Here is a 26,342-nt window from a genome sequence, read left to right on the forward strand (position 1 = left end):
GCGCTTTTATACAGTCATTAAGCACTATATAATGGCCGGTTTGTTGCAGGTTCGTATCAGCAGTTTTCGGGAGTGATTATCGGTGTCATGGAGCAAGAAAGGACGCCAGTTAAGACAAAAACTAAAACACGTTAATTGGTATTTGTATTTTGGTTTGATGTTTTTGCTCAGTGTGTTGGCAACAATTACATGGAGTGGCATGAAGCTTCATGAGTTACTTAATGATGCTGATGCTCTTCCGATAGAAGCAATCGCAATTAAAGGCGAGCGCCATTATACCTCGGACGAAGAAATCCAGGTGGCGTTGCAATCAATGATGAAAAGTAGTTTTTTTAACGCAGACGTATTAGATATACAGCGGGCATTAGAAAGCCTGCCTTGGGTTTATCATGCGTCTGTTAGACGCGAGTGGCCTGCAAAATTTAAGGTGAATTTGCAAGAGCAACAAGCTGTGGCGCACTGGAACGGTGAAGCCTGGTTAAATGTAAACGGTGAAGTGTTTAATGCTTTGGCGGAATTAGACCTAGTTGATTTACCTAAGTTGTCAGGTCCTGATGATATGGCTGAGGAAGTACTTATAAGCTTTAGGCAATTAGATGACTTACTTCAGATTAATGGATTTAAATTAGCCAGTCTGCGATTAAGCCCACGCCATGCATGGCAAGCTGAATTGGCTAATGGTATACAAATAGAGCTAGGGCGTGAGGATAAAATGTCTCGAATACAGCGTTTTATTAATGTCTACCCGACACTAGTGCAAAGTGAAAGACCCGTCGCCAGAGTTGATTTACGTTATGACACAGGTTTTGCTGTGGGCTGGGATGAGACCAATAAGAGAACTGAGAATAAATGACCAAAAATCAGGAAAGAAACCTTATCGTAGGGTTAGATATCGGAACATCAAAGGTCGCTGTCATAATAGGTGAAGTACTCCCCGATGGCGAAATTAGTGTTATTGGTTTAGGTAATCATCCTTCTCGTGGCATGGACAAAGGCGGTGTGAATGATCTCGACTCAATCGTACGCAGTGTTCAAAGGGCATTAGATCAAGCTGAATTAATGGCTGACTGCCAAGTGTCTTCTGTTTATTTAAGTATTTCAGGTAAACATATCGCGTGTCAGAATGAAAACGGCATGGTGTCGATTAACGACGAAGAAGTCACTCAAGAAGATGTCGACAACGTCATTCATACCGCGCGTTCGGTTAAAATACCTACTGAGCGTCGTATTTTGCATGTGTTGCCACAAGAATATTCAATTGACGTGCAAGACGGTATAAAAAGCCCAATAGGTATGTCAGGCATGCGTATGGAAGCGAAAGCCCATATTGTGACATGTGCAAACGATATGGCTAAAAACATCACAAAAAGTGTTGAGCGTTGCGGGTTGAAAGTTGATGACTTAGTGTTCTCAGGTATTGCATCAGCAGACTCTGTATTGACCAATGATGAAAAAGATTTAGGTGTGTGTATTGTCGATATCGGTGGCGGAACAACCGATATTGCGGTTTATACCAATGGCGCATTACGCCATTGCGCGGTTGTGCCAGTAGCAGGTAATCAAGTAACAAGTGATATTGCTAAAATATTTCGCACACCGTTAACCCACGCTGAACAAATTAAAGTGCAGTTTGCCAGTGCAAGAAGCTCAATGGTAAGCCGTGAAGACAGTATTGAGGTGCCATCTGTCGGTGGAAGACCTTCGCGCAGCATGTCACGTCATACTCTGGCTGAAGTTGTTGAGCCAAGGTACCAAGAATTATTTGAGTTAGTACTTAAGCAATTACAAGATAGCGGCTTAGAAGATCAAATTGCCGCAGGTATTGTGCTAACTGGCGGAACATCCTCCATAACAGGTGTGGTAGACATTGCCGAAGCGACATTCGGTATGCCAGTGCGAGTCGCATCGCCACTGCCTGTTAAAGGATTATATGAATACGTGGACCAACCAATTTACTCAACAGGGATAGGGTTGCTTCACTATGGGGCAAGAAGGCTTATCGAACGTCAGTTCGAACGTCCTGAACGCCAAGGGGTAACTAGCTTTTTAAATCGGGTAAAAAGCTGGTTTAAGGGTGAATTTTAAATAACGCAGACAAACGGGATCAGACAATGTTTGAGATCATGGATTCACATTCAGACGAAGCGGTGATTAAAGTCATCGGTGTCGGTGGTGGTGGCGGAAACGCTGTCGAACATATGGTAAAACACAGCATCGAAGGTGTTGAGTTTATCGTAACAAACACAGACGCACAGGCATTACGTAAATCAAGTGCAGGTTCAACTATTCAACTTGGACGTGATGTTACAAAAGGTTTAGGCGCTGGCGCTAACCCAGAAGTGGGACGTCGAGCAGCTGAAGAAGACCGCGAGAATATTCGTGCTGCGATTAAAGGATCAGACATGATCTTTATCGCAGCCGGTATGGGTGGTGGCACCGGTACAGGTGCTGCGCCAGTCGTTGCTGAAATCGCACGCGAAGAAGGCATCTTAACGGTTGCCGTTGTGACTAAGCCGTTCCCATTTGAAGGCAAAAAGCGTATGGCATACGCTGAGATAGGGATCGCTGAGTTAGCTAAACATGTGGACTCATTAATTACCATTCCAAATGAAAAGCTACTTAAAGTGCTTGGCCGTGGCACATCGTTACTAGATGCATTCGCTGCAGCTAATAATGTGCTACTTGGTGCGGTGCAGGGTATTGCAGAGCTAATTACTCGTCCAGGTTTAATCAACGTGGATTTCGCCGACGTAAAAACCGTTATGTCTGAAATGGGTAATGCCATGATGGGTACGGGTGTCGCTACTGGTGATGACCGCGCAGAAGAAGCGGCAGAAGCTGCGGTTGCAAGTCCATTATTGGAAGATATTGATCTCGCTGGCGCCCGTGGCGTATTAGTTAACATTACAGCTGGTATGGACATCACAATTGAAGAGCTAGAAACAGTGGGTAACCATGTAAAAGCTTACGCATCTGAAAATGCTACAGTAGTAGTGGGTGCGGTGATTGATCCTGAAATGAGCGATGAGCTACGTGTAACTGTTGTTGCTACGGGTATTGGCATTGAAAAGAAGCCTGATATTCAGCTAGTGCAAAAGACAGCACCACGTCCAGAGCCAGTAGTCATTGAGCCACGACCTGAGCCAGTTGATGAACCTATTGTTGCACAAACATATTCTTCGCCCAAGAGTAATGCTGTACCACAATCAGTTCCAGCTCCACGTGCAGATGCAGATTATTTAGATATTCCAGCATTTTTACGTAAGCAAGCTGATTAATTAGCATAGTTATCAACCCGTTTAAAAGCGGTTTTTGATAGGCTGACATTAATACGGTTTACAATATTAATGTTAACAAAGGTGTGATGATTAAGTAGTTGATAACGAAATGACGTTGTTCTGGAGCCATTTGCATTTTTTTTGTGAATTGTGCAAGATATGGTAGCATGTCGTACCAGCTATACATGATAGCTTTAGGTATTTATTTTAAGCTTTTGTTTTTATTGTTATTTACGGGTAAATGAATGATTTTTCAAAGAACTGTTCAAAAAATGGTGAAGAGTACTGGTGTCGGATTACATTCTGGCAACAAGGTCACTCTGTGCATTATGCCCGCACCAGTAAATACAGGGATTGTACTGACACGTACTGATCTTACGCCTGCAGTGTCTATACCTGCTAAGGCTGATTTAGTGCGCGAAACGACAATGTGCACAGCGCTTGTAAATGATTCTGGTGTTCGTATTTCTACAATTGAGCATCTATTTGCAGCTCTTGCTGGTTTAGGCATTGATAATGCGATTATCGAGGTTGATGCCCCGGAAATCCCAATTATGGATGGTAGCGCCAGTCCGTTTGTTTTTTTGCTGCAAAGTGCAGGCATTAAAGAACAAGCAGCACCGAAAAAATATCTAAAAATCACCAAACCTATTCGCGTTGAAGACGGCGATAAATGGGCTGAGTTAAGACCTTTTAAAGGGTTTAGAGTTGATTTTAAAATTGACTTTACTCATCCAGAAATTGCTCGAAGCCAACAACATATGGTGATGGACTTTTCTACATCAGCTTTTGTAAAAGATATCAGCCGTGCTAGAACCTTCGGCTTTATGCGTGATATTGAATATTTGCGTGCGAATAACCTAGCTTTAGGTGGCAGCATGGAAAATGCTGTAGTGCTTGACGAATACCGCGTCCTCAACCCTGATGGTCTGCGTTATGAAGACGAGTTCGTTAAGCATAAAATTCTCGACGCTTTTGGTGACTTGTATGTAGCAGGTCATGCCATTGTCGGTGAATTTAAAGCATACAAAACAGGTCATGCATTAAATAATCAACTCGTTAGAGCGCTACTTGCCCAGCAGGACGCATGGGAATTAGTGAGCTTTGACAAAGAAGCCGATGTGCCTGTCAGCTTCATGGTGCCAGGTTCAACGGCACTAGCTTAATCGTTTGATTGCCTATTACGGCTGGCCAATGCAGCCAGCCGTTTTAGTTTTTCACCCAGTGATCCTTCCACATGATCAGCCAATGCAGTGATGTGTTGCGCAGCTTCATTACTGATATAAGTGTGATTCATCTGGGAGTTTACATTTCCTATTGCTAATCCTGGGTTGACTTTAACCTCAATAGCAGTGAGCATGGGTAATGTTTCAGCCTGAAGTTGTCGTAGTAGTTTAGGCTTTTGAAAATTAATTCTAGCGGCCCAGGCAGCGGATGACGTTTCAACAACAAGAACACCCTGGCGGAGATTGGCTACTTTTAGCTGCTCTGCCGCAGGACCATCGATAATCTGTTTTAGATAACGATTCAGATTATTTAATAGTTCTGCTTTCTCAGCGAGTTCAGGTAGTTTTCCTGACAAATGTAACAAATTGCTGAGGTCTTGAGGGGGCTTTTTCATATGATAATAAGATGGCTGAGTTAGGCTATGAGTGTAACAGTATTTGTTCAAGGTCGAAATGGGGTCACGCGCTGGCAACCCAGTAAGCGATGGTTTCTTCTACCAATCATGATAATGGTTACCGGAACTGCTATTTATCAATACAGTACCGACCGCTTTGCTAATCAACAAGCTAAAGTGGACGAAAACCAACAATTGCGTGAGCAACAAAAACAGCAAGTGATTGAGCTCAAACACGCAACCGAAATTCAACTGTCTACGTTAGTAACTCATGTTGCTAAAATGCAGGCCAAAATTACCCGACTTGAGGCATTAGGCCAGCAAGTCGCCCAAAATAATTTACTCGACGATCAATTCGATTTCCATATAGAAGTTGGTATCGGCGGTTACAGTGAATTAGGGACAGGAATCGAATTAAGTCAGCTTATTAATGATATGAATACGCTGGCATCAAGAATTGATAGTAATAATCTTCAGTTGTCACTACTTGAAACAGTGTCAACAAATCTCCATATAGATGAAGAGCGTTATATATCAGGGCGGCCAATCGATAAAGGTTGGTTATCTTCGCCCTATGGTTTACGCAATGACCCTTTTAATGGCCGTAGAACAATGCATAAAGGTATTGATTTTGCCGGGCGAGAAGGGGCCGATGTTGTTGCAACTGCCGCAGGTGTAATAACGTGGTCAGGAAGTATGTTTGGATATGGTGAGCTTATCGAAATAGATCATGGTAATGGTCTTCGAACTCGCTATGGACACAATAAATCTCTGTCAGTAAACGTAGGTGACGTCGTTGCCAAAGGCGATACAATCGCCAGTATGGGAAGCACAGGCCGTTCAACCGGCCCTCATGTGCATTACGAAGTGCTTCGCGGTGGACAACAAATAGATCCACAAAAGTATGTCTATCGCAAAGCAAGTTGATCATATTAACGGTTAATCCGCTCTGAAGAGCCAAACCTACAAGAGATAAGTGACTAAGATGTTAGGTAAATTACTGACAAAAGTATTTGGAAGCAAAAACGATCGTACCCTAAAGAACCTGGGTAAAGTGGTCACTAAAATTAACGCATTGGAAGCAGACTATGAAAAACTGTCCGATGAAGAATTAAAAGCAAAAACCGCAGAGTTTCGGCAGCGTCTAGAATCAGGTGAAAGCTTAGAAAGCCTGATGGCAGAAGCATTTGCCGTTGTGCGTGAAGCGTCAAAGCGTGTGTTTAATATGCGTCCTTTTGATGTCCAATTACTTGGCGGTATGGTACTAGACAGTAATCGTATTGCTGAAATGCGTACCGGTGAAGGTAAAACATTAACCGCAACATTACCTGCATACTTAAATGGTCTCAGTGGCAAAGGTGTTCACGTTATTACTGTGAATGATTACTTAGCCCGTCGTGATGCTGAATTCAATCGTCCGTTATTTGAGTTTTTAGGCTTAACGGTTGGCGTTAACGTTGCTGGTATTGGTCAAATAGAAAAGAAACAGGCTTATAACGCAGATATAACTTATGGCACCAATAACGAATTTGGTTTCGATTATCTGCGCGACAATATGGCCTTTTCTCCACAAGAGCGTGTACAACGCCCACTAAACTACGCATTGATCGATGAAGTCGATTCAATCTTAATTGATGAAGCGCGTACGCCACTGATTATTTCTGGTGCAGCCGAAAACAGCTCAGATCTGTACATTAAAGTGAATAAGTTAATTCCTAGACTTGTACGTCAAGATAAAGAAGATACCGAAGACTATATCGGTGAAGGTGACTTCACAATCGATGAAAAAGGTAAACAAGTTCATTTAACAGAACGTGGTCAAGAGAAAGTTGAACTACTGTTAACTGAACAAGGCATGTTAGCTGAAGGTGATTCACTTTATTCAGCCGCAAATATTTCATTACTGCATCACGTGTATGCAGCACTTCGTGCGCATACTCTATTTGAACGCGATGTTGATTATATTATCCAAGACGATGATGTTGTTATTGTAGATGAACATACTGGCCGTACAATGCCAGGACGACGTTGGTCAGAAGGTTTGCATCAAGCGGTTGAAGCCAAAGAAGGGGTTCATATTCAAAATGAAAACCAAACATTAGCCTCAATTACCTTTCAAAACTACTTCCGTCAGTATGATAAATTAGCCGGTATGACGGGTACTGCCGATACCGAAGCATTCGAGTTTCAGCATATCTATGGCCTAGATACCGTTGTAGTACCGACTAACCGTCCAATGGTTCGTAACGACATGGCTGATTTAGTTTATCTAACAGCTGCAGAAAAATACGATGCTATTGTTGCTGATATTAAAAGTTGCCGTGAACGCGGTCAGCCAGTATTAGTGGGTACAGTGTCTATTGAGCAATCAGAGCTGCTTAATACATTATTGAAAAAAGCCAAAATTCCACACAGTGTACTAAATGCTAAATTCCATGAAAAAGAAGCTGAAATTGTTGCCCAAGCCGGTAGCTTAGGCGCAGTAACGATTGCAACAAACATGGCTGGCCGTGGTACGGATATCGTATTAGGCGGTAACTGGAACATGGAGATTGAAGCGTTAGATAATCCAACAGCAGAACAGAAAGCTAAAATTAAAGCAGATTGGCAAATACGCCATGATGAAGTGCTTGCGGCTGGCGGTTTACACATTCTTGGTACCGAGCGTCATGAATCGCGTCGTATCGATAACCAGCTACGTGGTCGTGCCGGTCGTCAAGGTGATGCGGGTTCTTCACGTTTCTATTTATCGATGGAAGATAGCTTAATGCGTATCTTCGCTTCAGATCGTGTTTCAGGCATGATGAAAAAGCTGGGTATGGAAGAAGGCGAAGCTATCGAACATCCATGGGTATCTCGTGCCATCGAAAATGCACAGCGCAAAGTAGAAGCGCGTAACTTCGATATTCGTAAGCAATTGCTTGAATATGATGACGTGGCAAATGATCAACGCCAAGTTGTTTATTCCCAACGCAATGAGTTAATGGATGCTGAAAGCATTGAAGATACCATCAAGAATATCGAACAAGATGTTGTTTCTGGCGTTATTGATACTTATATCCCACAGAATTCTTTGGAAGAGTTATGGGACGTACCTGGCTTAGAGCAACGTTTACATAATGAGTTCGCATTAAAGCTTCCGATACAAGAATGGTTAGATAAAGAGGACGATCTACATGAAGAGACATTACGTGAGCGTATTGTGACATCATGGACTGAAGCCTTTAAAGCTAAAGAGCAGATGGTTGGCCCGCAAGTATTACGTCAATTTGAAAAAGCTGTAATGCTACAAACCTTAGATGGTTTATGGAAAGAGCATTTAGCTGCGATGGATCATCTACGTCAAGGTATACATTTACGTGGGTATGCACAAAAAAATCCTAAGCAAGAATATAAGCGTGAATCATTTGAGTTGTTTCAACAGATGCTTGAAACATTAAAGCATGATGTCATCAGTGTATTATCGAAAGTGCAAGTACAAGCACAATCTGATGTAGACGACATGGAACAACGCCGTCGCGATGAAGAAGCTAAGATTAAACGTGATTACCAACATGCAACGGCTCAAGCATTGGACGAAGGTGAAGCGACAGCTACAGCCGAAAAACCTAAGACGGTTATACGCGATGGTGAGAAAGTGGGACGTAATGATCCATGTCCCTGCGGATCAGGTCAGAAATATAAACAATGCCATGGCAAATTAAGTTAATAAACCAGTTAGCTTAGCTAAACCAGCATAGTGATTATAAAAAGCAGCTTATATAGCTGCTTTTTTTATATCTCATTGACAAGAGTCTAAGGTTATAAATCAGCTATTGTGGATAACTTTGGGGGTAAATGGTGCAAAACATGTATGTAAGTGGGTAACTATCAAAAAGATCGTAAAAAACCGATCTTTTTACACAAAAGGCCTTGCACTGCCTCAGAATCTCCCTATAATGCGCAACCACTGACACGGCACTGCGCGAAAGCAAAGTGGCATCTGAAGTTAATCACTTAGGAAGTCAGGTTGATTTGAAAGAATAAAACTTCGGTTTCATCATCAAATCAACAGCGAAAAGAAAGTTTGAAAAAACACTTGACGCTGACAACAGGGTCTGTAGAATACGCAGCCCAAGCCAACGACCTAGCGTCTTACGGCGATGTTTGAAAAATCAACATCAACGCTCTTTAACAATTTATCAAGTAATCTGTGTGGACATTCACAGGTATTGAGTTATTCGAAATTGTCTTCTGTTCTCCGGAATGTTGGCAATCAAAAAATTTAACTCGATGATGAGAATGTTCATAGTAATATGAAACTACAGCAATGTAGTAAATAACTCGTTAGCTCTTATGAGCGAAGCGAATTATGACAGTAGAATTCATTGAGCCGTTCGACGTAGTCGAACAAAAAAACTTTAATTGAAGAGTTTGATCATGGCTCAGATTGAACGCTGGCGGCAGGCCTAACACATGCAAGTCGAGCGGCAGCGGGAAGATAGCTTGCTATCTTTGCCGGCGAGCGGCGGACGGGTGAGTAATGCCTAGGGATCTGCCCAGTCGAGGGGGATAACAGTTGGAAACGACTGCTAATACCGCATACGCCCTACGGGGGAAAGGAGGGGACCTTCGGGCCTTTCGCGATTGGATGAACCTAGGTGGGATTAGCTAGTTGGTGAGGTAATGGCTCACCAAGGCGACGATCCCTAGCTGTTCTGAGAGGATGATCAGCCACACTGGGACTGAGACACGGCCCAGACTCCTACGGGAGGCAGCAGTGGGGAATATTGCACAATGGGCGAAAGCCTGATGCAGCCATGCCGCGTGTGTGAAGAAGGCCTTCGGGTTGTAAAGCACTTTCAGTAGGGAGGAAAGGCAGTAGTTTAATAAACTATTGCTGTGACGTTACCTACAGAAGAAGGACCGGCTAACTCCGTGCCAGCAGCCGCGGTAATACGGAGGGTCCGAGCGTTAATCGGAATTACTGGGCGTAAAGCGTGCGCAGGCGGTTTTTTAAGCCAGATGTGAAAGCCCTGGGCTCAACCTAGGAATTGCATTTGGAACTGGGGAACTAGAGTCTTGTAGAGGGAGGTAGAATTTCAGGTGTAGCGGTGAAATGCGTAGATATCTGAAGGAATACCGGTGGCGAAGGCGGCCTCCTGGACAAAGACTGACGCTCATGCACGAAAGCGTGGGGAGCAAACAGGATTAGATACCCTGGTAGTCCACGCCGTAAACGATGTCTACTCGGAGTTTGGTGACTTAGTCACTGGGCTCCCAAGCTAACGCATTAAGTAGACCGCCTGGGGAGTACGGCCGCAAGGTTAAAACTCAAATGAATTGACGGGGGCCCGCACAAGCGGTGGAGCATGTGGTTTAATTCGATGCAACGCGAAGAACCTTACCTACTCTTGACATCCACAGAAGAGACCAGAGATGGACTTGTGCCTTCGGGAACTGTGAGACAGGTGCTGCATGGCTGTCGTCAGCTCGTGTTGTGAAATGTTGGGTTAAGTCCCGCAACGAGCGCAACCCCTATCCTTATTTGCCAGCGAGTTATGTCGGGAACTTTAGGGAGACTGCCGGTGATAAACCGGAGGAAGGTGGGGACGACGTCAAGTCATCATGGCCCTTACGAGTAGGGCTACACACGTGCTACAATGGCGTATACAGAGGGTTGCAAAGCCGCGAGGTGGAGCTAATCTCACAAAGTACGTCGTAGTCCGGATTGGAGTCTGCAACTCGACTCCATGAAGTCGGAATCGCTAGTAATCGTGAATCAGAATGTCACGGTGAATACGTTCCCGGGCCTTGTACACACCGCCCGTCACACCATGGGAGTGGGCTGCAAAAGAAGTGGGTAGTTTAACCTTCGGGAGAACGCTCACCACTTTGTGGTTCATGACTGGGGTGAAGTCGTAACAAGGTAGCCCTAGGGGAACCTGGGGCTGGATCACCTCCTTACCTATACGACTAACTCATACCTGAAAGTGAGAAATCACCTTGAGTGTTCACACAGATTACTTGATAGAAAGAAAGAGAATATACGTCTCTATTTAGACGACGTTAATTTGCTCTAGCACCAGGCACTTGAAGAGTGAGGGAGGACGTGTAGTACACTACACGACGACTGAACGATGAAAGTAACGCAGTGATTGAGTAAAGAAACAAGTATAAATGGGTCTGTAGCTCAGCTGGTTAGAGCGCACCCCTGATAAGGGTGAGGTCGGTGGTTCAAGTCCACTCTGACCCACCAAAATCTTTCCTTTCCTGCGTTGGAAAGTGACTCGTTTAGCTTCTTGTAATAAGAAACTAAACGTCGCCACTTGCCGCCTTGGTAAGAAAATATTTGGTAAAACACCTTCTTAGAAGGTAGTAGTATATTCTCGACTGTATGTAAAGGGGTTATAGCTCAGCTGGGAGAGCGCCTGCCTTGCACGCAGGAGGTCTGCGGTTCGATCCCGCATAGCTCCACCATTCTCTTTAATGAGAAACATACATATTGGTCCGAGATGCCAAAGATAAACGAAATTTTATCTTTGGCTTTTTTAAGCCCGCTCTTTAACAATTTGGAAAGCTGATAGTACTAACTAAAGGCGCATGGATGATGATTCGTTGTCGTTTGTGTGATTAGGTTAGTGCGAAAATAATATTGATGCGAAAGCATCAGTATCTTGAGTTCTCAAAACACTGTTTAAGTGTCTTGAATATTCTAAAAACTAAGGCGAGTCACACTTCCTGGTCGGGAGTGAGACAAGTAAAAACCAGCTAGTTGCGATACAGTCTGATTAGTTCATTCTCTTGTTTACAAGGGCAGTGAAACTCATTTGGGTTGTATGGTTAAGTGACTAAGCGTATACGGTGGATGCCTTGGCAGTCAGAGGCGATGAAGGACGTAATAACTTGCGAAAAGCGTTGGCGAGCTAGTAATAAGCATTTGAGCTAACGATATCCGAATGGGGAAACCCGGCCACATAAGTGGTCATCATACAGTGAATACATAGCTGTATGAGGCGAACCTGGGGAACTGAAACATCTAAGTACCCAGAGGAAAAGAAATCAACCGAGATTCCCCTAGTAGCGGCGAGCGAACGGGGATTAGCCCTTAAGTCTATGGGGTGTTAGTGGAATGAGTTGGAAAGCTCAGCGGCACAGGGTGATAGCCCCGTACATGAAAACTAACCATAGATGAAAACGAGTAAGGCGGGACACGTGACATCCTGTTTGAATATGGGGGGACCATCCTCCAAGGCTAAATACTCCTGACTGACCGATAGTGAACCAGTACCGTGAGGGAAAGGCGAAAAGAACCCCTGTGAGGGGAGTGAAATAGAACCTGAAACCGTATACGTACAAGCAGTGGGAGCGGTTCTTGAGACCGTGACTGCGTACCTTTTGTATAATGGGTCAGCGACTTACGTTTTGTAGCGAGGTTAAGCGAATAGCGGAGCCGTAGGGAAACCGAGTGTTAACTGCGCGTTTAGTTGCAAGGCGTAGACCCGAAACCGAGTGATCTAGCCATGGGCAGGTTGAAGGTTGAGTAACATCAACTGGAGGACCGAACCGACTTATGTTGAAAAATGAGCGGATGACTTGTGGCTGGGGGTGAAAGGCCAATCAAACTCGGAGATATCTGGTTCTCCTCGAAAGCTATTTAGGTAGCGCCTCGAGCGAATACCATTGGGGGTAGAGCACTGTTAAGGCTAGGGGGTCATCCCGACTTACCAACCCTTTGCAAACTCCGAATACCAATGAGTACTACTCGGGAGACAGACAGCGGGTGCTAACGTCCGTTGTCAAAAGGGAAACAACCCAGACCGTCAGCTAAGGTCCCAAAGTGTATGTTAAGTGGGAAACGATGTGGGAAGGCTTAGACAGCTAGGATGTTGGCTTAGAAGCAGCCATCATTTAAAGAAAGCGTAATAGCTCACTAGTCGAGTCGGCCTGCGCGGAAGATTTAACGGGGCTAAACATACCACCGAAGCTACGGGTTTGCAGTTTACTGCAAGCGGTAGAGGAGCGTTCTGTAAGCGGTTGAAGGTGAAGGGGTAACCCACACTGGACGTATCAGAAGTGCGAATGCTGACATGAGTAACGATAAAGGGAGTGAAAAACTCCCTCGCCGAAAGACCAAGGGTTCCTGTCCAACGTTAATCGGGGCAGGGTGAGTCGACCCCTAAGGTGAGGCCGAAAGGCGTAATCGATGGAAAACAGATTAATATTTCTGTACCTCTGCTAACTGCGATGGAGAGACGGAGAAGGCTAGGCTAGCGCGGCGTTGGTAGTCCGCGTTTAAGGTAGTAGGCGGTGTTCTTAGGCAAATCCGGGAACACGTACTTAAATGTACACGTTGAGAGCTGATGACGAGTCACTAAGGTGATGAAGTAGTTGATGCCATGCTTCCAGGAAAATCTTCTAAGCTTCAGGTTAGTAGGGATCGTACCCCAAACCGACACAGGTGGTCGGGTAGAGAATACCAAGGCGCTTGAGAGAACTCGGCTGAAGGAACTAGGCAAAATGGTACCGTAACTTCGGGAGAAGGTACGCTGCTGTTGGTGATGGGACTTGCTCCCTAAGCTGACGGCAGTCGCAGATACCAGGTGGCTGCAACTGTTTATCAAAAACACAGCACTGTGCAAAATCGCAAGATGACGTATACGGTGTGACGCCTGCCCGGTGCCGGAAGGTTAATTGATTGGGTTATCGCAAGAGAAGCTCATGATCGAAGCCCCGGTAAACGGCGGCCGTAACTATAACGGTCCTAAGGTAGCGAAATTCCTTGTCGGGTAAGTTCCGACCTGCACGAATGGCGTAATGATGGCCACGCTGTCTCCAGCCGAGACTCAGTGAAGTTGAAATTGCGGTGAAGATGCCGTATACCCGCGGCTAGACGGAAAGACCCCGTGAACCTTTACTATAGCTTGGCACTGAACATTGAACCTACATGTGTAGGATAGGTGGGAGACTTTGAAGCTTCGTCGCTAGATGGAGTGGAGTCAATCTTGAAATACCACCCTTGTAGTTTTGATGTTCTAACTCTGGCCCCTTATCGGGGTTGAGGACAGTGCCTGGTGGGTAGTTTGACTGGGGCGGTCTCCTCCCAAAGAGTAACGGAGGAGCACGAAGGTTGGCTAAGTACGGTCGGACATCGTACGGTTAGTGCAATGGCATAAGCCAGCTTAACTGCGAGACATACACGTCGAGCAGGTACGAAAGTAGGTCATAGTGATCCGGTGGTTCTGAATGGAAGGGCCATCGCTCAACGGATAAAAGGTACTCCGGGGATAACAGGCTGATACCGCCCAAGAGTTCATATCGACGGCGGTGTTTGGCACCTCGATGTCGGCTCATCACATCCTGGGGCTGAAGTCGGTCCCAAGGGTATGGCTGTTCGCCATTTAAAGTGGTACGCGAGCTGGGTTCAGAACGTCGTGAGACAGTTCGGTCCCTATCTGCCGTGGGCGTTGGATGATTGAGGGGAGCTGCTCCTAGTACGAGAGGACCGGAGTGGACGAACCGCTGGTGTTCGGGTTGTCATGCCAATGGCATTGCCCGGTAGCTACGTTCGGAATCGATAACCGCTGAAAGCATCTAAGCGGGAAGCGAGCCCCAAGATGAGTCATCCCTAGAGCTTTAAGCTCTCTAAAGGGCCGTAGGAGACTACTACGTTGATAGGCAAGGTGTGTAAGCGTTGTGAGGCGTTGAGCTAACTTGTACTAATGACCCGTGAGGCTTAACCATACAACCCAGATGGGTTTTACTAACCTTAGTTGTTAGGATGGGACACTTAGACAGTGCGAACTCAAGAAGCTCTAATGAGCAATCAGCTTTCCGAATTATTATTTAATGCTAGTTAAATGGCGTTAGATAACCAAATTTGTCTGGAAACCATAGAGCTGTGGCACCACCTGATCCCATTCCGAACTCAGAAGTGAAACACAGTATCGCCGATGGTAGTGTGGGGTCTCCCCATGTGAGAGTAGGTCATTTCCAGGCGCCAATTAAAATTACTGATCATAATGATGAGTAATAATATAAAGCAAGTTTTGCTGATATGGCTCAGTCGGTAGAGCGCATCCTTGGTAAGGATGAGGTCCCCAGTTCGATTCTGGGTATCAGCACCACGAATATTCTAGTGTATTGTCCTAGTAGAATTTGTCTGGAAACCATAGAGCTGTGGTACCACCTGATCCCATTCCGAACTCAGAAGTGAAACACAGTATCGCCGATGGTAGTGTGGGGTCTCCCCATGTGAGAGTAGGTCATTTCCAGGCGCTAATTAAAACATCAAGGCCACTCTTACTGAGTGGCCTTTTTGTTTATTGACGAAAAACTATTCTTGAGCATCAGTCATACATAGTGTGGCCGATATGCCCATGTGAGAGTAGGTCATTTCCAGGCGCTAATTAAAACAGCAAGGCCACTCTAACTGAGTGGCCTTTTTGTTTATTGACGAAAAACTATTCTTGAGCATGAGTCAAACATAGTGTGGCCGATATGCCCATGTGAGAGTAGGTCATTTCCAGGCGCTAATTAAAACAGCAAGGCCACTCTAACTGAGTGGCCTTTTTGTTTATTGACGAAAAACTATTCTTGAGCATGAGTCATACATAGTGTGGCCGATATGCCCATGTGAGAGTAGGTCATTTCTAGGCGCTAATTAAAACAGCAAGGCCACTCTAACTGAGTGGCCTTTTTGTTTATTGTCGAAAAACTATTCTTGAGCATGAGTCATACATAGTGTGGCCGATATGCCCATGTGACAGTAGGTCATTTCCAGGGGCATAATTTACTAGAAAGAGTAGTGATAAGCCCGTTGCTCACGTAACGGGCTTTTTTACGTTTGACATTTGAGCATGAAAGTCGTGTGGCCGATATGCCCATCTGAGAGTAGGTCATTTCCAGGCGCCAAATAAAACAGCAAGGTCACTCTAATTGAGTGGCCTTTTTTTTTGTGTCGAAGAACTATTCTTGAGCATGAGTCATACATAGTGTGGCCGATATGCCCATGTGAAAATATTGATCAAATGTAGTGAGGTTTTTTTAGTGATGAATACAAATAAGCCCACACAAATATGTTGGGGCTATTTACACTATTACTGCAGAATAGAGCTAGGCTAATTCAGCTAAAATTTTATCAACTATTGCTTGATTCGCTTCTGGAAAATCAAATTGCTGAAGCTGATTGATTGGCACCCATTGTATCTGCTGTCCTTCTAAACCCTTTGCTTGATTTGAAAACTCAGTAACTAAATGAATATCTAATCTGACATGTTTATCTGGATAATCATGGATAATATCCATGAAGGGTATAGAGGTGGTTACATCTAAGTTTACTTCTTCTTTTAGCTCTCTAATTAATGCCTCAGTGACTGTTTCACTGACTTCCACCTTACCGCCTGGGAATTCCCATTTACCGCCTTGGTGAAGGTGTCCGTGTCTTTTAGCCAATAGAATATGATTATCTTGGTTAATGATGACACCTACGGCCACATGAATTCGCTTTTGCATAATGTGTATTCCAATATCGCTTAGGTAGAGTTAGTCTTCTTTAAAGAAAGAGGATTCGTTTAATCCCAGTTCGTCATAACCTAAGTCATCATACATATCAGGGTCTAGTGGTGCAGTAACCGGAATAACATGTTTTTCATCAGCCCAGTCACCTAGGTCAATCAATTTACAGCGCTCACTGCAAAAGGGTTTAAATTTAGATTCAGCTACCCATTCAACTTGGGTTTTACAGATGGGGCAATTAACAGTCAATGGCATAATTTATATACTTGAATAATTAAGAAGTAAGATTATGCAAGATCTTAAAAGGTTTAGCTGCAAGTAGCCAGCAAGAATTGAATTGTTTTGTCGGTATGGCGAAGTTGGTCAAAATCAACAAAGTGAATGGCGTAACGGTTACGGTGGCCACTAATTGTTGGGTAGCATCCTTGAGATACGTCCACTTTAACGCGAATTAACGCAAGAGGTTGTCCGCTATCACCCTGATAAAAACCTGCTTTTGCTTCAGTAGGACAAAAATCTGCAGTACTGCGGATAAGTTCAAGTAATAAGGTGATTGGGGTAAGCAGAGGTTGAAATTGATCAACCCAGCATTGAAGATCAATTTGACGTTCTTTCCAGGGCTTAGCTAACCAAAAGTGTAATTGGGGTAAATCAAAATTACAGCAGGCGCCTGGCATTCCAAAACGCTGTCGCAGTGCAGAAATAAACTTATCTTTTTTAAGGTGGACACCAATTCGGTCTGAGTTTTGTAACTGCGCTTTTGCTTGTACTAAACGATCTATCAACTCGTTAATTTGTGATTTATCAACATGAAGTAATTCGAGCCACTTTGACAACATTATTATATGGCGGTCGATATCTTTTAATACATCGGAACGATAGTCACAACGGTCGGTTAATTCACAAAGCGAAAATAGCGGATAAAAACAGCGATGTTGATGATCTTGGGTCAAATTAGATTGTATTTGTGTCGACAGATATTCTAACCGTAAATAACTACGAATTTTTTCATTCAGTGGTTGTTCGTATATTAGTTCAGTCATCGGAGTTAATTGTTTGCGCCAATTTCAAATATTTGTGATGTAACAAAGCTACTTTGTCCCGTAGCACGTTTAACTCTCCTTGATTATCAACAATATCATCGGCTTTAGATAATCGTTGTTGACGTGATATTTGGCTTTGAATAATTTGTTCAACTTGCGTTGCAGCCACGTTATCACGTTTACTCGTCCTTGAAATTTGCAACTCAGGTGAAATGTCCACTACTAAAGTTGTATTGACTAACTTATCTAACCCATTCTCAAATAGCAAGGGAACAACCAAAATGACATAGTCAGATACAGCATTTTTTACCTGCTGTAACATAGCATTACGGATCATTGGATGTAATAAGTTGTTTAACCAGTCGCGCTGTTCTGGTTGGTTAAAAATAATATCTCTCAGCTTGCTGCGATTTAACGAACCATCGGCCAGAGATATGTCCGCGCCGAAATGTTGGATAATCTGTTGCAAACCGCTTGAATTAGGCTCAACTACTTGTCTGGCGACAATGTCTGCATCAACTAAGGTGATGCCTAAATCAGCAAATAAATTAGCAACAGTGGTTTTGCCGCTGCCGATGCCGCCAGTAAGACCGACAATAAAGTTAGACATGTGATTGTTTGGATAAATTAGTTAGCATTAAATAAGCGTGCTCAAATACCAGTTAATGATATCTTGGCCCCAAATAAGGGCTATCCAGCCGGCTAGCGCAATATATGGGCCAAACGGAATAGGTTTACCTGCATGCAGTTTTTTGGTCGCTATCATGGTGATGCCCACAATAGCCCCTACTAAGGATGATAATAAAATGATCAATGGTAGTATTTGCCAACCTAGCCATGCACCGAATACCGCCATTAATTTAAAATCACCATAACCCATACCTTCCTTGCCTGTGGCTAGCTTAAATAGCCAAAATACCGACCAAAGACTTAAGTATCCTGCAGCTGCGCCAAGTAATGCATCGCTAGAACTGGTAAACACCCCTTGCAAGTTGATCAGCAGCCCTAACCAAAGTAAGGGTAAGGTGAGTTGATCGGGTAATAACATTTCATCTAAATCAATGCCGGTTAACGCCACTAGAAAGAACGTCAGTATTGCGGCAAACAGAAATTGAGTTGTAGGGCCAAAATAAAACGCTAAAGTGGCCACCATTACGCCGGTAATCAATTCCATCACAGGGTAACGAGCTGAAATAGCGGTCTTACAGCTGGCGCACTGGCCTTTTAAGATTAACCAACCTAAAACGGGTAAATTATGCCAAGGCTTGATATTAGCCTTACATTTTGGACAAGCTGAACCTGGCACTATAAGGTTATATTTTACTGGGAACTCATCTATCGGTTTAGTTAAGCGTTTTTCACCGACTTGCTGGACGATATCAGGATGATATTCGGTTAAGTAAAAATTACATTCACTTTGCCATTCACGCTTCATCATAACCGGTAAACGGTGGATAACCACATTAAGAAAGCTGCCAATGGTGGCGGCAAAGATAAAGCTAATTGCCACAAATGCCCAAGGGTATTGGTGCATGATGGTGGTAAAAGTTGAAATAAATTCAGTCATGTTATTCTTATTTTTGATAGTAAATGTGTATTAGAAAAGAAGTTAGAATATTACCCACCTACCACTTTACCCATTTGGAATATAGGTAAATACATGGCGACAATTAAGCCGCCAACAACGGTACCAATAACCACCATCATAATTGGCTCAATTAAGCTAGATAATGCGTCAACTGCATCATCAACCTGCATCTCATAAATATCAGCGACTTTATTCAGCATATCATCTAGACCACCAGATTCTTCACCAATCATCACCATTTGGATTAACATGTCGGGAAATAGCCCTGTTGTTCGCATAGCAACATTCATTTGCATGCCGGACATGACTTCTTGTCGAACTTTTAACAAAGCTTTGCGATACACAGCGTTACCTGAAGCGCCAGCAGCAGACTCTAAACCATCAATCAGTGGCACACCAGCAGCAAAGGTCGTGGATAAAGTACGGGCAAAACGGGCCATGGCACCCTTGTGCAAAATATCGCCAACAGCTGGGGTTTTTAAAATTAATACATCGACCTTGTCCCGCACAATTTGTGAATTTCTGTGTGCTCTAATAAACAAAAAAATCACAGCAAAAATCATAGCGCCAATAATGTACCAAGACGATTGCAGCGCTCTGGAAATGCCTAATACAAATTGAGTAAATGCCGGTAGTTCAGCGCCGAAGCCATTAAAAATCTCTTCAAATTGTGGTACAACAAACAGTAGTAGTAACGAAGTTACCGCTATGGCAACAATAACCACAGCGGCTGGATAAAACATGGCCTTTTTGATTTTAGATTTCAGTGCTTCAGACTTTTCACGATAAGTCGCAATACGGTCAAATACCGCATCAAGAGAACCAGAGTGTTCCCCTGCGCCAACCAAATCAACATAAAGTTCATCAAAATAGCGTCTATGAGGTCGAAGTGCATCAGATAACGGAATACCCGATTGCACATCTGATAAAATTCCGCCGAGTAATTCACGCACCTTAGCTTTTTCATGACCGCGACCCAATAGCTCTATGGTGGTCACTAAAGGCACCCCAGCAGCTAACATGGTAGCTATTTGGCGAGTGATCATAGCAATGTCCATTGCGCTGATGCTTTTTTCAGTTTTAAACAGTGGTGTAGCTTTCTTTCTAACGCTTTTAGGGGAGACCCCCTGGCCTTTTAGAATAGTTCTTATTTCCGCTATCGTGTGACCCCTGAGCTCACCTGAAGTTTTTTTGCCATCGTTATTGGTGCCTTTCCACTCAAAGGTATATACCTTAGGCTGATGTTTAACAGCCTTTTTACTTGAACGGGATTTTCTTTTCGCTGCAGCGGTTGCCATAAAGCGATTCCTTGAAATTAGGCTCACATTTTGATTGTTTGTTTTAATTGTAAGCGAGTAGTTAATAAATATCTAAATTAAAACCAAGTAACTATTTTTAGTTAAAACTGGTGACACGATTGACTTCAGAAATACTAGTAACGCCATGGACTACTTTCAGTAACCCGGATTGACGCAAATCTCGCATACCCTCGGATTTTGCTTGCTGGGCAATTTGCAAAGAGTTACCACTTTCCATAATCGTACGCGCGATGGCATCGGATATTTTCATTACTTCATAAATGCCGACACGGCCTTTGTAGCCGCCGGAACATAAATCACAGCCACAGGGTTTATAAACGGTAAACCCTGCATCAATGTTTTGTTGGTTAAAACCAAGGCGCAACAATTCTGCAGCGGGTACATCTTCAGGCTGCTTGCACTCGGGGCATAAACGTCTGGCTAAGCGCTGGGCAATAATTAAATTCACTGAGCTGGCAATGTTATAGCCGGGTACACCCATGTTAATTAAACGGGTAAGGGTTTCTGCTGCCGAGTTAGTATGTAATGTTGATAATACTAAATGACCGGTTTGCGCGGCCTTAATGGCAATTTCGGCTGTTTCTAAATCACGTATTTCACCTACCATCACCACGTCAGGGTCTTGGCGTAAAAATGATCGTAGTGCTGATGCAAAGGTCAAGCCTGCTTTTAAATTAATATGAACCTGGTTAACCCCTTCTAGGTTAATTTCTACCGGGTCTTCGGCGGTAGAAATATTGCGCTCTTCGGTGTTTAATATATTTAGGCCAGTATATAAGGATACGGTTTTACCTGAACCCGTCGGGCCAGTGACTAAAATCATCCCCTGGGGTTTGGCGAGCATTTCTTCATACAATAAACGTTGGTCATCTTCATAACCGAGCTTTTCAATGCCTAATTGCGCTGAAGATGAATCCAAAATACGCATTACAATTTTTTCGCCCCAGATTGTGGGCAAGCTACTGACACGAAAATCAATGGATTTTGTGCGTGACAGTTTCATTTTAATCCGGCCATCTTGCGGCACGCGGCGCTCGGCAATATCCAACTTTGACATTACTTTTAAACGGGCTGAAATTCTGGCTGATAAGTTAACAGGTGGTTCAGACACTTCATGTAAAATACCGTCTATGCGAAAACGAATCCGGTATCGCTTTTCATAGGGTTCAAAGTGTAAGTCTGATGCACCTTTTCGAATGGCATCGGTCAGAATTTTATTGATATAAATGACGATAGGTGCATCGTCGCTACTGTCAGCGGATGGTTCATCTTCATGTTGATTGGTATCGGTTACATCTAAGCCTGCTAAGGCTTCTTCGTCAAGGCCATCAAGGCCTAAGCTGTTTAAATCTTCTTCTAGTACTTTTTCTAACACTTTATGCAGTTTATCATCTTCCACCAGAATGGCTTCAGCATGCAGGCCTAGACTAAATTGAAAATCTTCTAATGCTGAAATGTTGGTTGGGTCAGATGTTGCGATATAAAGTCTGTTACCACGCTTAAACAGTGGCAAACATTTGTGCTTGGAGATGAGCTTTTTATTGAGTAACTCTTCGGCAATATTGGTGATATCAAATTCATTGAGATCAAGTAGCGGTGTGCCATATTCTTCATAGCAAAGCTCAGCAATTTCCCGTGCAGACAAAAACTTATTGGTAATTAATGCACTGACTAAAGAGGATCTGTTTTTTCTTGAGTGGGAAATGGCCGTCGACAACTGCTCCTCAGTTAAGAGGTTCTTGCGGATAAATAATGTCGATAATCCTAAATTTAACGCTGTATTAGGCATAATAATGGGTTACCAATAAAAAAGGGTAAATGCTATATAGTATTTACCCTTTATTCACAATGTGAGCAACTTAATTTTAGTATATAGCCTAAGGTAAGTTTGCACCTTTTTTACATTTGTCTAATTCTGCTACTGGTGTTGCAGCCATAGAGAAAACAATACCACCTGCAGCATCGAAAGTACCGGTCAATTGACATTTTGGTTCGCTCCATGTAAGAGCAAAAGTGCCATCTTGCGTTGGGTCGGCGGTAACACCGGTACCAAATTTAGTGTTTTTGGTTGCTTCAGCAGCTATACCGGTACAACCAATACCCGTAGTAATACAAGTTTGTACCTTAGTTGAGAAAGAGGTAATACCTTTCATTGCCGCGCCACCTTGTGCAGATGTCACGTAATCTTTATAAGCAGGCAATGCGATGGCTGCTAAAATACCGATGATCGCGACTACGATCATTAATTCAATAAGGGTAAAACCCTTAGCGTTTTTGATTTGGTTAATGCTTTTCATTTTTTCTCTCCGTAAATGTGCTTGGGCCTATCCAATCCTAGGTACTGAACTGTATATCGGGCTACAACGCCTTTTAACTCATTGCAGTTTGTTACATGTTCAGTGGCATCCATCGTTGCCGAAGCCTTACGGGCACATATTATTTGCTAGTGTTGAAGTCATTGAATAACAATGAATTCAGTTTTTGTTGTAATCAACTTTGGTTTAGTCAACGTTTAATCAGTTTAGTTAGGCTTTAAACATTTTGTAGGGCTTTTTAAGCCTATGTCACTTTTTAACAAAGTGCCAACAAGTATTTATAACTAACTACACATGACTTTTCGGCTGATTTGCTTATTTCTAGAGCAAGTATTTCATAAAAACACAATTTTGTAACATCATTTATCAGTAAATTTTGTCAAAAATAGGCTGTTGTTTGAAAAACACACTATCAATAAGTCAGGTTCTGGCCGAAAGGCCACTCGCCTAATGCAAACGTTAGTATAAAGTGACCTAAAATGGAATACTTTTATCCGGTAAAAGTGAAATTAATGTTTAAATATTCTGTACTTGGCAGTTTTTAGGATGAAATATTGCAACTGTTTTTTGACTATTGACTTATAAGGGCTAATTTTTGACAGTCGAAAGTGTTAGGTCATAAAACTGACGCTAAAACATGCTGCCGACTGTAGGTGTATTATCACATTTAGGCATCGACGTTTTAGCGCGAGTAAATGGTTTGTTATGCTTAATATGCTAATGTTAGCGCACCGTTTCTCAGCACAGCTTACCGCTTCTCACTTGAGCGACGCGGTGAGCTATTGTAGTAGTTTTATCCTTTTAGTCGTAATGACAAGTCTAACGCTTTTACATGTTTGGTCAGTGCGCCTACAGAGATGTAATCGACGCCTGTTTTAGCAAAGTCGGCTAAGGTGTCAATGGTGACATTACCTGACACTTCTAATTTTGCGCCTTTGCCTGCATCTTTGTAAGTTTGATTTAAGGCGACAGCTTCAAACATCATGGTGATATCAAAGTTGTCTAGCATGATGATGTCGCTACCGCCGTCTAATGCTTGAGTGAGCTCGGCAATAGATTCCACTTCCACTTCTACGGGTTTGTCACTGTGTAGTTCCCGGGCAGCTTGAATTGCTTGGGCAATACCACCACAGGCCATGATGTGATTTTCTTTAATTAAGAAGGCGTCAAACAAGCCTATGCGATGATTTTTACCCCCACCACAGGTTACGGCATATTTTTGTGCGGTGCGCAGGCCTGGAATGGTTTTACGGGTGTCGAGTAGGCGAGTATGGGTGCCGGCGAGTTTATTAACATACAGTTTAGTTAAACTTGCGACACCTGATAGGGTTTGAATAAAGTTCATTGCGGTGCGCTCGCCGGTTAAAATGACGCGGGCTGGACCGGATAAGTCACATAACACTTGGTTGGGTACGACTAAGTCGCCATCGTCTACGTGCCAATGCAAGGCAACTTCACCGCCGAGCTGATTAAACACTTGTTCTGCCCAAGCTTTGCCGCAAAATACGCCTTCTTCACGGGTGATTAAGCTGCCTTCTACGTGTTTGTAAGCGGGAATAAGCTGGGCGGTAATATCGGCTTTGAGCATTTGTTCAACATTTTGATGTTCGCTATACCCTAGGTCTTCATTTAATGCGGTTTTCACTGCATGGCGGATATCATTTTCAAACATAAGCTAAATCCTTGCGAATATTGGGTGACGAGGTTTTGAATAAAAGGTCACACAAAACACTGTATAAGCTAATAGATTAACATAACTTTGAATGGGTTGTGAGTGCTGTGACCGTGGTATTAAGGCTATTTTACTGTTAATTTATTCGCTAATGACATTGCTGGTAGCTGTATGATGTTTTGCACAATTCATTATTAGCTACAACGCTATAGAAGTGGCTTGTTTAGAATGAAACTGAACCCAGATAGGATGCAATAGGCCTTAACATTGACAAGAATATAATATGAAATCACACACAAGTATGTCTTTAGGTTGGTTGCCCCAGGCGCGCCGCTGTATTTCGCCGCATTTTAATGCACGACCGAATAATGAAGTGAGTTTATTGGTTATCCACAATATTAGCCTGCCTGCAGGCCGTTTTGGTTTACCTTATATTGATGCATTATTTCAGGGCTGCTTAGAGACTGATGCAGCAAGCGCTGCCGACGATTCTTTTGTCGATTTAGCGGGTTTACAAGTGTCGGCGCATTTTTTAATTCGCCGCGACGGTGAAATTGTTCAATATGTCAGTTGTGATGATAGGGCGTGGCATGCTGGGGTATCTGAGTTTGAGGGTAGAACCAATTGTAATGATTTTGCCATTGGTATTGAGCTAGAAGGCACGGATGATATTGCCTATACAGATGCGCAATACCTTAACCTTGTACAACTAACACTGGAGATTATGGCGCAATACCCTATGATTAACCCAGTACGGATAGTTGGCCATTGTGATATTGCCCCTGGCCGTAAAACCGACCCTGGCAATAGTTTTGACTGGCTAAGGTATCGACAAGCGCTTGGTTTAGGCAATGGGTTAACCTAATTAGCGCTAAAATAATGGTAAAGGCTTAACCATTAAACTTATTTTACATGATTGAGCGTAATGCTTTTATTACACCCTAAGGATACAAGATGGCTTTATTTGCACTACTGGTCGCTATTTTAGTCGAGCGACTAAAAATACTCCCAGTAAGTCTACAATTTGACACCTTGATGCTGCGTTATCACAAACAGTTTTGGGATAAAAAGTCGCTATCAACCGATTTTGGTGTAGCGATAGCGGTAGTTTTACCGTCTTTTGTAGTGTTTGCTATTGGGTTGTTAGTGAATGGCTTAGTATTCGATTTACTGAGTTTATTACTATGGGTTGTAGTGACTTTAGTGTGTTTTAGCCATCAGGACTTGCGTGACATTTTTAAAAAATACGTGCAAGCGGCATGTCGAGGTGATGTGCAAGCGTGTTATCGCTACGCCGCAGAGCTTGATTGCAGCGAATGTATTGATGCGGTAGATGAACGTGATTTAGGCATTAAAGTGGGTCAAAGTGTCGCGTGGATTAATTATCGTTACTATGGTGCTGTAGCCTTGTTTCTGGTGTGTTTTGGTCCGGTAGGGGCGGTGTTGTATTGCAGCATTCGTTTTTATTATGATTTAAACATTAAACAAAATTTGTCTTTACCCTTAATCGATCACCTACAGCGACTGTTTGATTGGTTGCCTAGCAGAATATTTAGTTTTGGATATGTGTTAAGTGGGCAATTCTCCCAAGGGCTAACAGCCTGGCGAAAACGGGCGTTCGATACTCGCAGTAGTGCTAAATTAGTCGTCACTGAAACCGCGTTAGCGGCTGAGTCTTTGCCTGAGGCTGGGCCTGCTCCTGTTAGCGTGCAACCAACATTAGCCCTATTGGCGCTGACCAAACGTAACTTTACTCTGCTGCTTACTTTTGTGTCTGTTTTGACCATATTTGGGATCATTAGTTAGCCTAGATATTGTGTTTTTCGGGCTTTTGTCAAATGGTCTGACCCCTTAACGATTTTTTTCGTTTATGCTGCTTAATCTGAGAGTGCAGTTGGTGACTATGCTAGAAACTAGACATCAATAGGATGATTTGATAAAGTGCGCGCTCTCACATAAATTGGTAAGACCAATTTACAATAAGGCTTTCAAGGGAGTTTGAGCGCAATT

General features: G+C 43.3%; 18 protein-coding genes, 3 tRNA genes and 4 rRNA genes. 15 read left to right on the forward strand and 10 right to left on the reverse strand.

Features of this window, described 5'->3' with window-relative positions; translation table 11 throughout:
* Positions 1-82: 82 nt before the first annotated feature.
* The 4 genes from FJ709_RS01370 to lpxC all read left to right on the forward strand — a co-directional run bounded on the left by FJ709_RS01370 (position 83) and on the right by lpxC (position 4,444).
* Complete coding sequence (locus tag FJ709_RS01370; RefSeq protein ID WP_226412743.1) at positions 83-853, forward strand: cell division protein FtsQ/DivIB; 771 nt, start codon at positions 83-85, stop codon at positions 851-853.
* The gene (gene ftsA, locus FJ709_RS01375; protein ID WP_226412745.1) at positions 850-2,085 is read left to right on the forward strand and encodes a cell division protein FtsA; all 1,236 of its coding nucleotides are present in this window, start codon (positions 850-852) and stop codon (positions 2,083-2,085) included. The genes FJ709_RS01370 and ftsA overlap by 4 nt, the downstream gene beginning before the upstream one ends.
* A 26-nt stretch (positions 2,086-2,111) precedes the next feature.
* On the forward strand, positions 2,112-3,278 hold the full coding sequence (ftsZ, locus tag FJ709_RS01380) for a cell division protein FtsZ (RefSeq protein WP_226412747.1): 1,167 nt from the start codon (positions 2,112-2,114) through the stop codon (positions 3,276-3,278).
* A gap of 245 nt (positions 3,279-3,523) precedes the next feature.
* The gene (gene lpxC / locus FJ709_RS01385; RefSeq protein WP_226412749.1) at positions 3,524-4,444 is read left to right on the forward strand and encodes a UDP-3-O-acyl-N-acetylglucosamine deacetylase; all 921 of its coding nucleotides are present in this window, start codon (positions 3,524-3,526) and stop codon (positions 4,442-4,444) included.
* Here the strand turns inward: lpxC and FJ709_RS01390 are convergent.
* Complete coding sequence (locus FJ709_RS01390) at positions 4,441-4,899, reverse strand: DUF721 domain-containing protein (protein WP_226412751.1); 459 nt, start codon at positions 4,897-4,899, stop codon at positions 4,441-4,443. The two genes, lpxC and FJ709_RS01390, sit on opposite strands and share 4 nt — an antisense overlap.
* Positions 4,900-4,926: 27 nt before the next feature.
* On the opposite strand from FJ709_RS01390, the gene FJ709_RS01395 reads away from it, so the two are divergent.
* The 9 genes from FJ709_RS01395 (at position 4,927) to rrf (FJ709_RS01435) (ending at position 15,155) form a co-directional block, all read left to right on the forward strand.
* Complete coding sequence (locus FJ709_RS01395; protein ID WP_226412753.1) at positions 4,927-5,826, forward strand: M23 family metallopeptidase; 900 nt, start codon at positions 4,927-4,929, stop codon at positions 5,824-5,826.
* A gap of 58 nt (positions 5,827-5,884) precedes the next feature.
* On the forward strand, positions 5,885-8,608 hold the full coding sequence (gene secA, locus FJ709_RS01400) for a preprotein translocase subunit SecA (RefSeq protein ID WP_226415803.1): 2,724 nt from the start codon (positions 5,885-5,887) through the stop codon (positions 8,606-8,608).
* A gap of 692 nt (positions 8,609-9,300) precedes the next feature.
* Positions 9,301-10,845: ribosomal RNA gene (locus FJ709_RS01405) — 16S ribosomal RNA — on the forward strand.
* 215 nt (positions 10,846-11,060) lie between these two features.
* Positions 11,061-11,137 (forward strand) — tRNA-Ile (locus FJ709_RS01410).
* A 145-nt stretch (positions 11,138-11,282) separates the two neighbouring features.
* Positions 11,283-11,358, forward strand: a tRNA-Ala gene (locus FJ709_RS01415).
* Between the two features lie 361 nt (positions 11,359-11,719).
* Positions 11,720-14,622 (forward strand): 23S ribosomal RNA (locus FJ709_RS01420).
* 139 nt (positions 14,623-14,761) lie between these two features.
* Positions 14,762-14,877, forward strand: a 5S ribosomal RNA gene (rrf, locus tag FJ709_RS01425).
* Positions 14,878-14,929: 52 nt separating this feature from the next.
* Positions 14,930-15,005, forward strand: a tRNA-Thr gene (locus FJ709_RS01430).
* Between the two features lie 34 nt (positions 15,006-15,039).
* Positions 15,040-15,155, forward strand: a 5S ribosomal RNA gene (rrf, locus tag FJ709_RS01435).
* Together the 16S, 23S and 5S rRNA genes with 3 tRNA genes alongside form the textbook arrangement of a ribosomal RNA operon.
* Positions 15,156-15,993: 838 nt before the next feature.
* On the opposite strand, the gene mutT is transcribed toward rrf (FJ709_RS01435), so the two are convergent.
* The 9 genes from mutT to nadC form a co-directional block, all read right to left on the reverse strand.
* Complete coding sequence (gene mutT, locus FJ709_RS01440) at positions 15,994-16,392, reverse strand: 8-oxo-dGTP diphosphatase MutT (RefSeq protein WP_226412755.1); 399 nt, start codon at positions 16,390-16,392, stop codon at positions 15,994-15,996.
* Between the two features lie 30 nt (positions 16,393-16,422).
* The gene (gene yacG / locus FJ709_RS01445; protein WP_226412757.1) at positions 16,423-16,650 is read right to left on the reverse strand and encodes a DNA gyrase inhibitor YacG; all 228 of its coding nucleotides are present in this window, start codon (positions 16,648-16,650) and stop codon (positions 16,423-16,425) included.
* A 53-nt stretch (positions 16,651-16,703) separates the two neighbouring features.
* On the reverse strand, positions 16,704-17,438 hold the full coding sequence (gene zapD / locus FJ709_RS01450; RefSeq protein WP_226412759.1) for a cell division protein ZapD: 735 nt from the start codon (positions 17,436-17,438) through the stop codon (positions 16,704-16,706).
* Positions 17,431-18,048, reverse strand: coding sequence for a dephospho-CoA kinase (coaE, locus tag FJ709_RS01455; protein WP_226412761.1), 618 nt, complete (start codon positions 18,046-18,048; stop codon positions 17,431-17,433). The genes zapD and coaE overlap by 8 nt, the downstream gene beginning before the upstream one ends.
* 27 nt (positions 18,049-18,075) lie before the next feature.
* Positions 18,076-19,005: a prepilin peptidase gene (locus FJ709_RS01460; protein WP_226412763.1), complete on the reverse strand. Its 930-nt coding sequence runs from the start codon at positions 19,003-19,005 to the stop codon at positions 18,076-18,078.
* Between the two features lie 50 nt (positions 19,006-19,055).
* Entirely contained in the window at positions 19,056-20,324 is a 1,269-nt protein-coding gene (locus tag FJ709_RS01465; protein WP_226412765.1) for a type II secretion system F family protein, read from the reverse strand.
* A 97-nt stretch (positions 20,325-20,421) separates the two neighbouring features.
* Positions 20,422-22,134 (reverse strand): type IV-A pilus assembly ATPase PilB, encoded by a 1,713-nt coding sequence (gene pilB, locus FJ709_RS01470; RefSeq protein ID WP_226412767.1) that lies wholly within the window; start codon positions 22,132-22,134, stop codon positions 20,422-20,424.
* A gap of 88 nt (positions 22,135-22,222) precedes the next feature.
* Entirely contained in the window at positions 22,223-22,642 is a 420-nt protein-coding gene (locus FJ709_RS01475) for a prepilin-type N-terminal cleavage/methylation domain-containing protein (protein WP_319002888.1), read from the reverse strand.
* Between the two features lie 811 nt (positions 22,643-23,453).
* A complete protein-coding gene (gene nadC, locus FJ709_RS01480) occupies positions 23,454-24,332 on the reverse strand; it encodes a carboxylating nicotinate-nucleotide diphosphorylase (RefSeq protein WP_226412769.1) in 879 nt (292 codons plus the stop codon).
* 283 nt (positions 24,333-24,615) lie between these two features.
* Here nadC and ampD point away from each other — a divergent pair, with 283 nt between their 5' ends.
* Together ampD and ampE are read left to right on the forward strand one after the other, a co-directional pair.
* A complete protein-coding gene (gene ampD, locus FJ709_RS01485; protein WP_226412771.1) occupies positions 24,616-25,197 on the forward strand; it encodes a 1,6-anhydro-N-acetylmuramyl-L-alanine amidase AmpD in 582 nt (193 codons plus the stop codon).
* Between the two features lie 89 nt (positions 25,198-25,286).
* The gene (gene ampE / locus FJ709_RS01490) at positions 25,287-26,138 is read left to right on the forward strand and encodes a beta-lactamase regulator AmpE (RefSeq protein WP_226412773.1); all 852 of its coding nucleotides are present in this window, start codon (positions 25,287-25,289) and stop codon (positions 26,136-26,138) included.
* Positions 26,139-26,342 lie beyond the last annotated feature (204 nt).

Origin of the sequence: Shewanella glacialimarina (genome assembly GCF_020511155.1) — a bacterium.
GTDB lineage: Bacteria > Pseudomonadota > Gammaproteobacteria > Enterobacterales > Shewanellaceae > Shewanella > Shewanella glacialimarina.

Coding starts and splice junctions, on each gene's coding strand:
- ftsA (WP_226412745.1), top strand. CDS start 850: ATGACCAAAAATCAGGAAAGAAACCTTATCGTAGGGTTAGATATCGGA.
- ftsZ (WP_226412747.1), top strand. CDS start 2,112: ATGTTTGAGATCATGGATTCACATTCAGACGAAGCGGTGATTAAAGTC.
- lpxC (WP_226412749.1), top strand. CDS start 3,524: ATGATTTTTCAAAGAACTGTTCAAAAAATGGTGAAGAGTACTGGTGTC.
- FJ709_RS01390 (WP_226412751.1), bottom strand. CDS start 4,899: ATGAAAAAGCCCCCTCAAGACCTCAGCAATTTGTTACATTTGTCAGGA.
- FJ709_RS01395 (WP_226412753.1), top strand. CDS start 4,927: ATGAGTGTAACAGTATTTGTTCAAGGTCGAAATGGGGTCACGCGCTGG.
- secA (WP_226415803.1), top strand. CDS start 5,885: ATGTTAGGTAAATTACTGACAAAAGTATTTGGAAGCAAAAACGATCGT.
- mutT (WP_226412755.1), bottom strand. CDS start 16,392: ATGCAAAAGCGAATTCATGTGGCCGTAGGTGTCATCATTAACCAAGAT.
- yacG (WP_226412757.1), bottom strand. CDS start 16,650: ATGCCATTGACTGTTAATTGCCCCATCTGTAAAACCCAAGTTGAATGG.
- zapD (WP_226412759.1), bottom strand. CDS start 17,438: ATGACTGAACTAATATACGAACAACCACTGAATGAAAAAATTCGTAGT.
- coaE (WP_226412761.1), bottom strand. CDS start 18,048: ATGTCTAACTTTATTGTCGGTCTTACTGGCGGCATCGGCAGCGGCAAA.
- FJ709_RS01460 (WP_226412763.1), bottom strand. CDS start 19,005: ATGACTGAATTTATTTCAACTTTTACCACCATCATGCACCAATACCCT.
- FJ709_RS01465 (WP_226412765.1), bottom strand. CDS start 20,324: ATGGCAACCGCTGCAGCGAAAAGAAAATCCCGTTCAAGTAAAAAGGCT.
- pilB (WP_226412767.1), bottom strand. CDS start 22,134: ATGCCTAATACAGCGTTAAATTTAGGATTATCGACATTATTTATCCGC.
- FJ709_RS01475 (WP_319002888.1), bottom strand. CDS start 22,642: ATGAAAAGCATTAACCAAATCAAAAACGCTAAGGGTTTTACCCTTATT.
- nadC (WP_226412769.1), bottom strand. CDS start 24,332: ATGTTTGAAAATGATATCCGCCATGCAGTGAAAACCGCATTAAATGAA.
- ampD (WP_226412771.1), top strand. CDS start 24,616: ATGAAATCACACACAAGTATGTCTTTAGGTTGGTTGCCCCAGGCGCGC.
- ampE (WP_226412773.1), top strand. CDS start 25,287: ATGGCTTTATTTGCACTACTGGTCGCTATTTTAGTCGAGCGACTAAAA.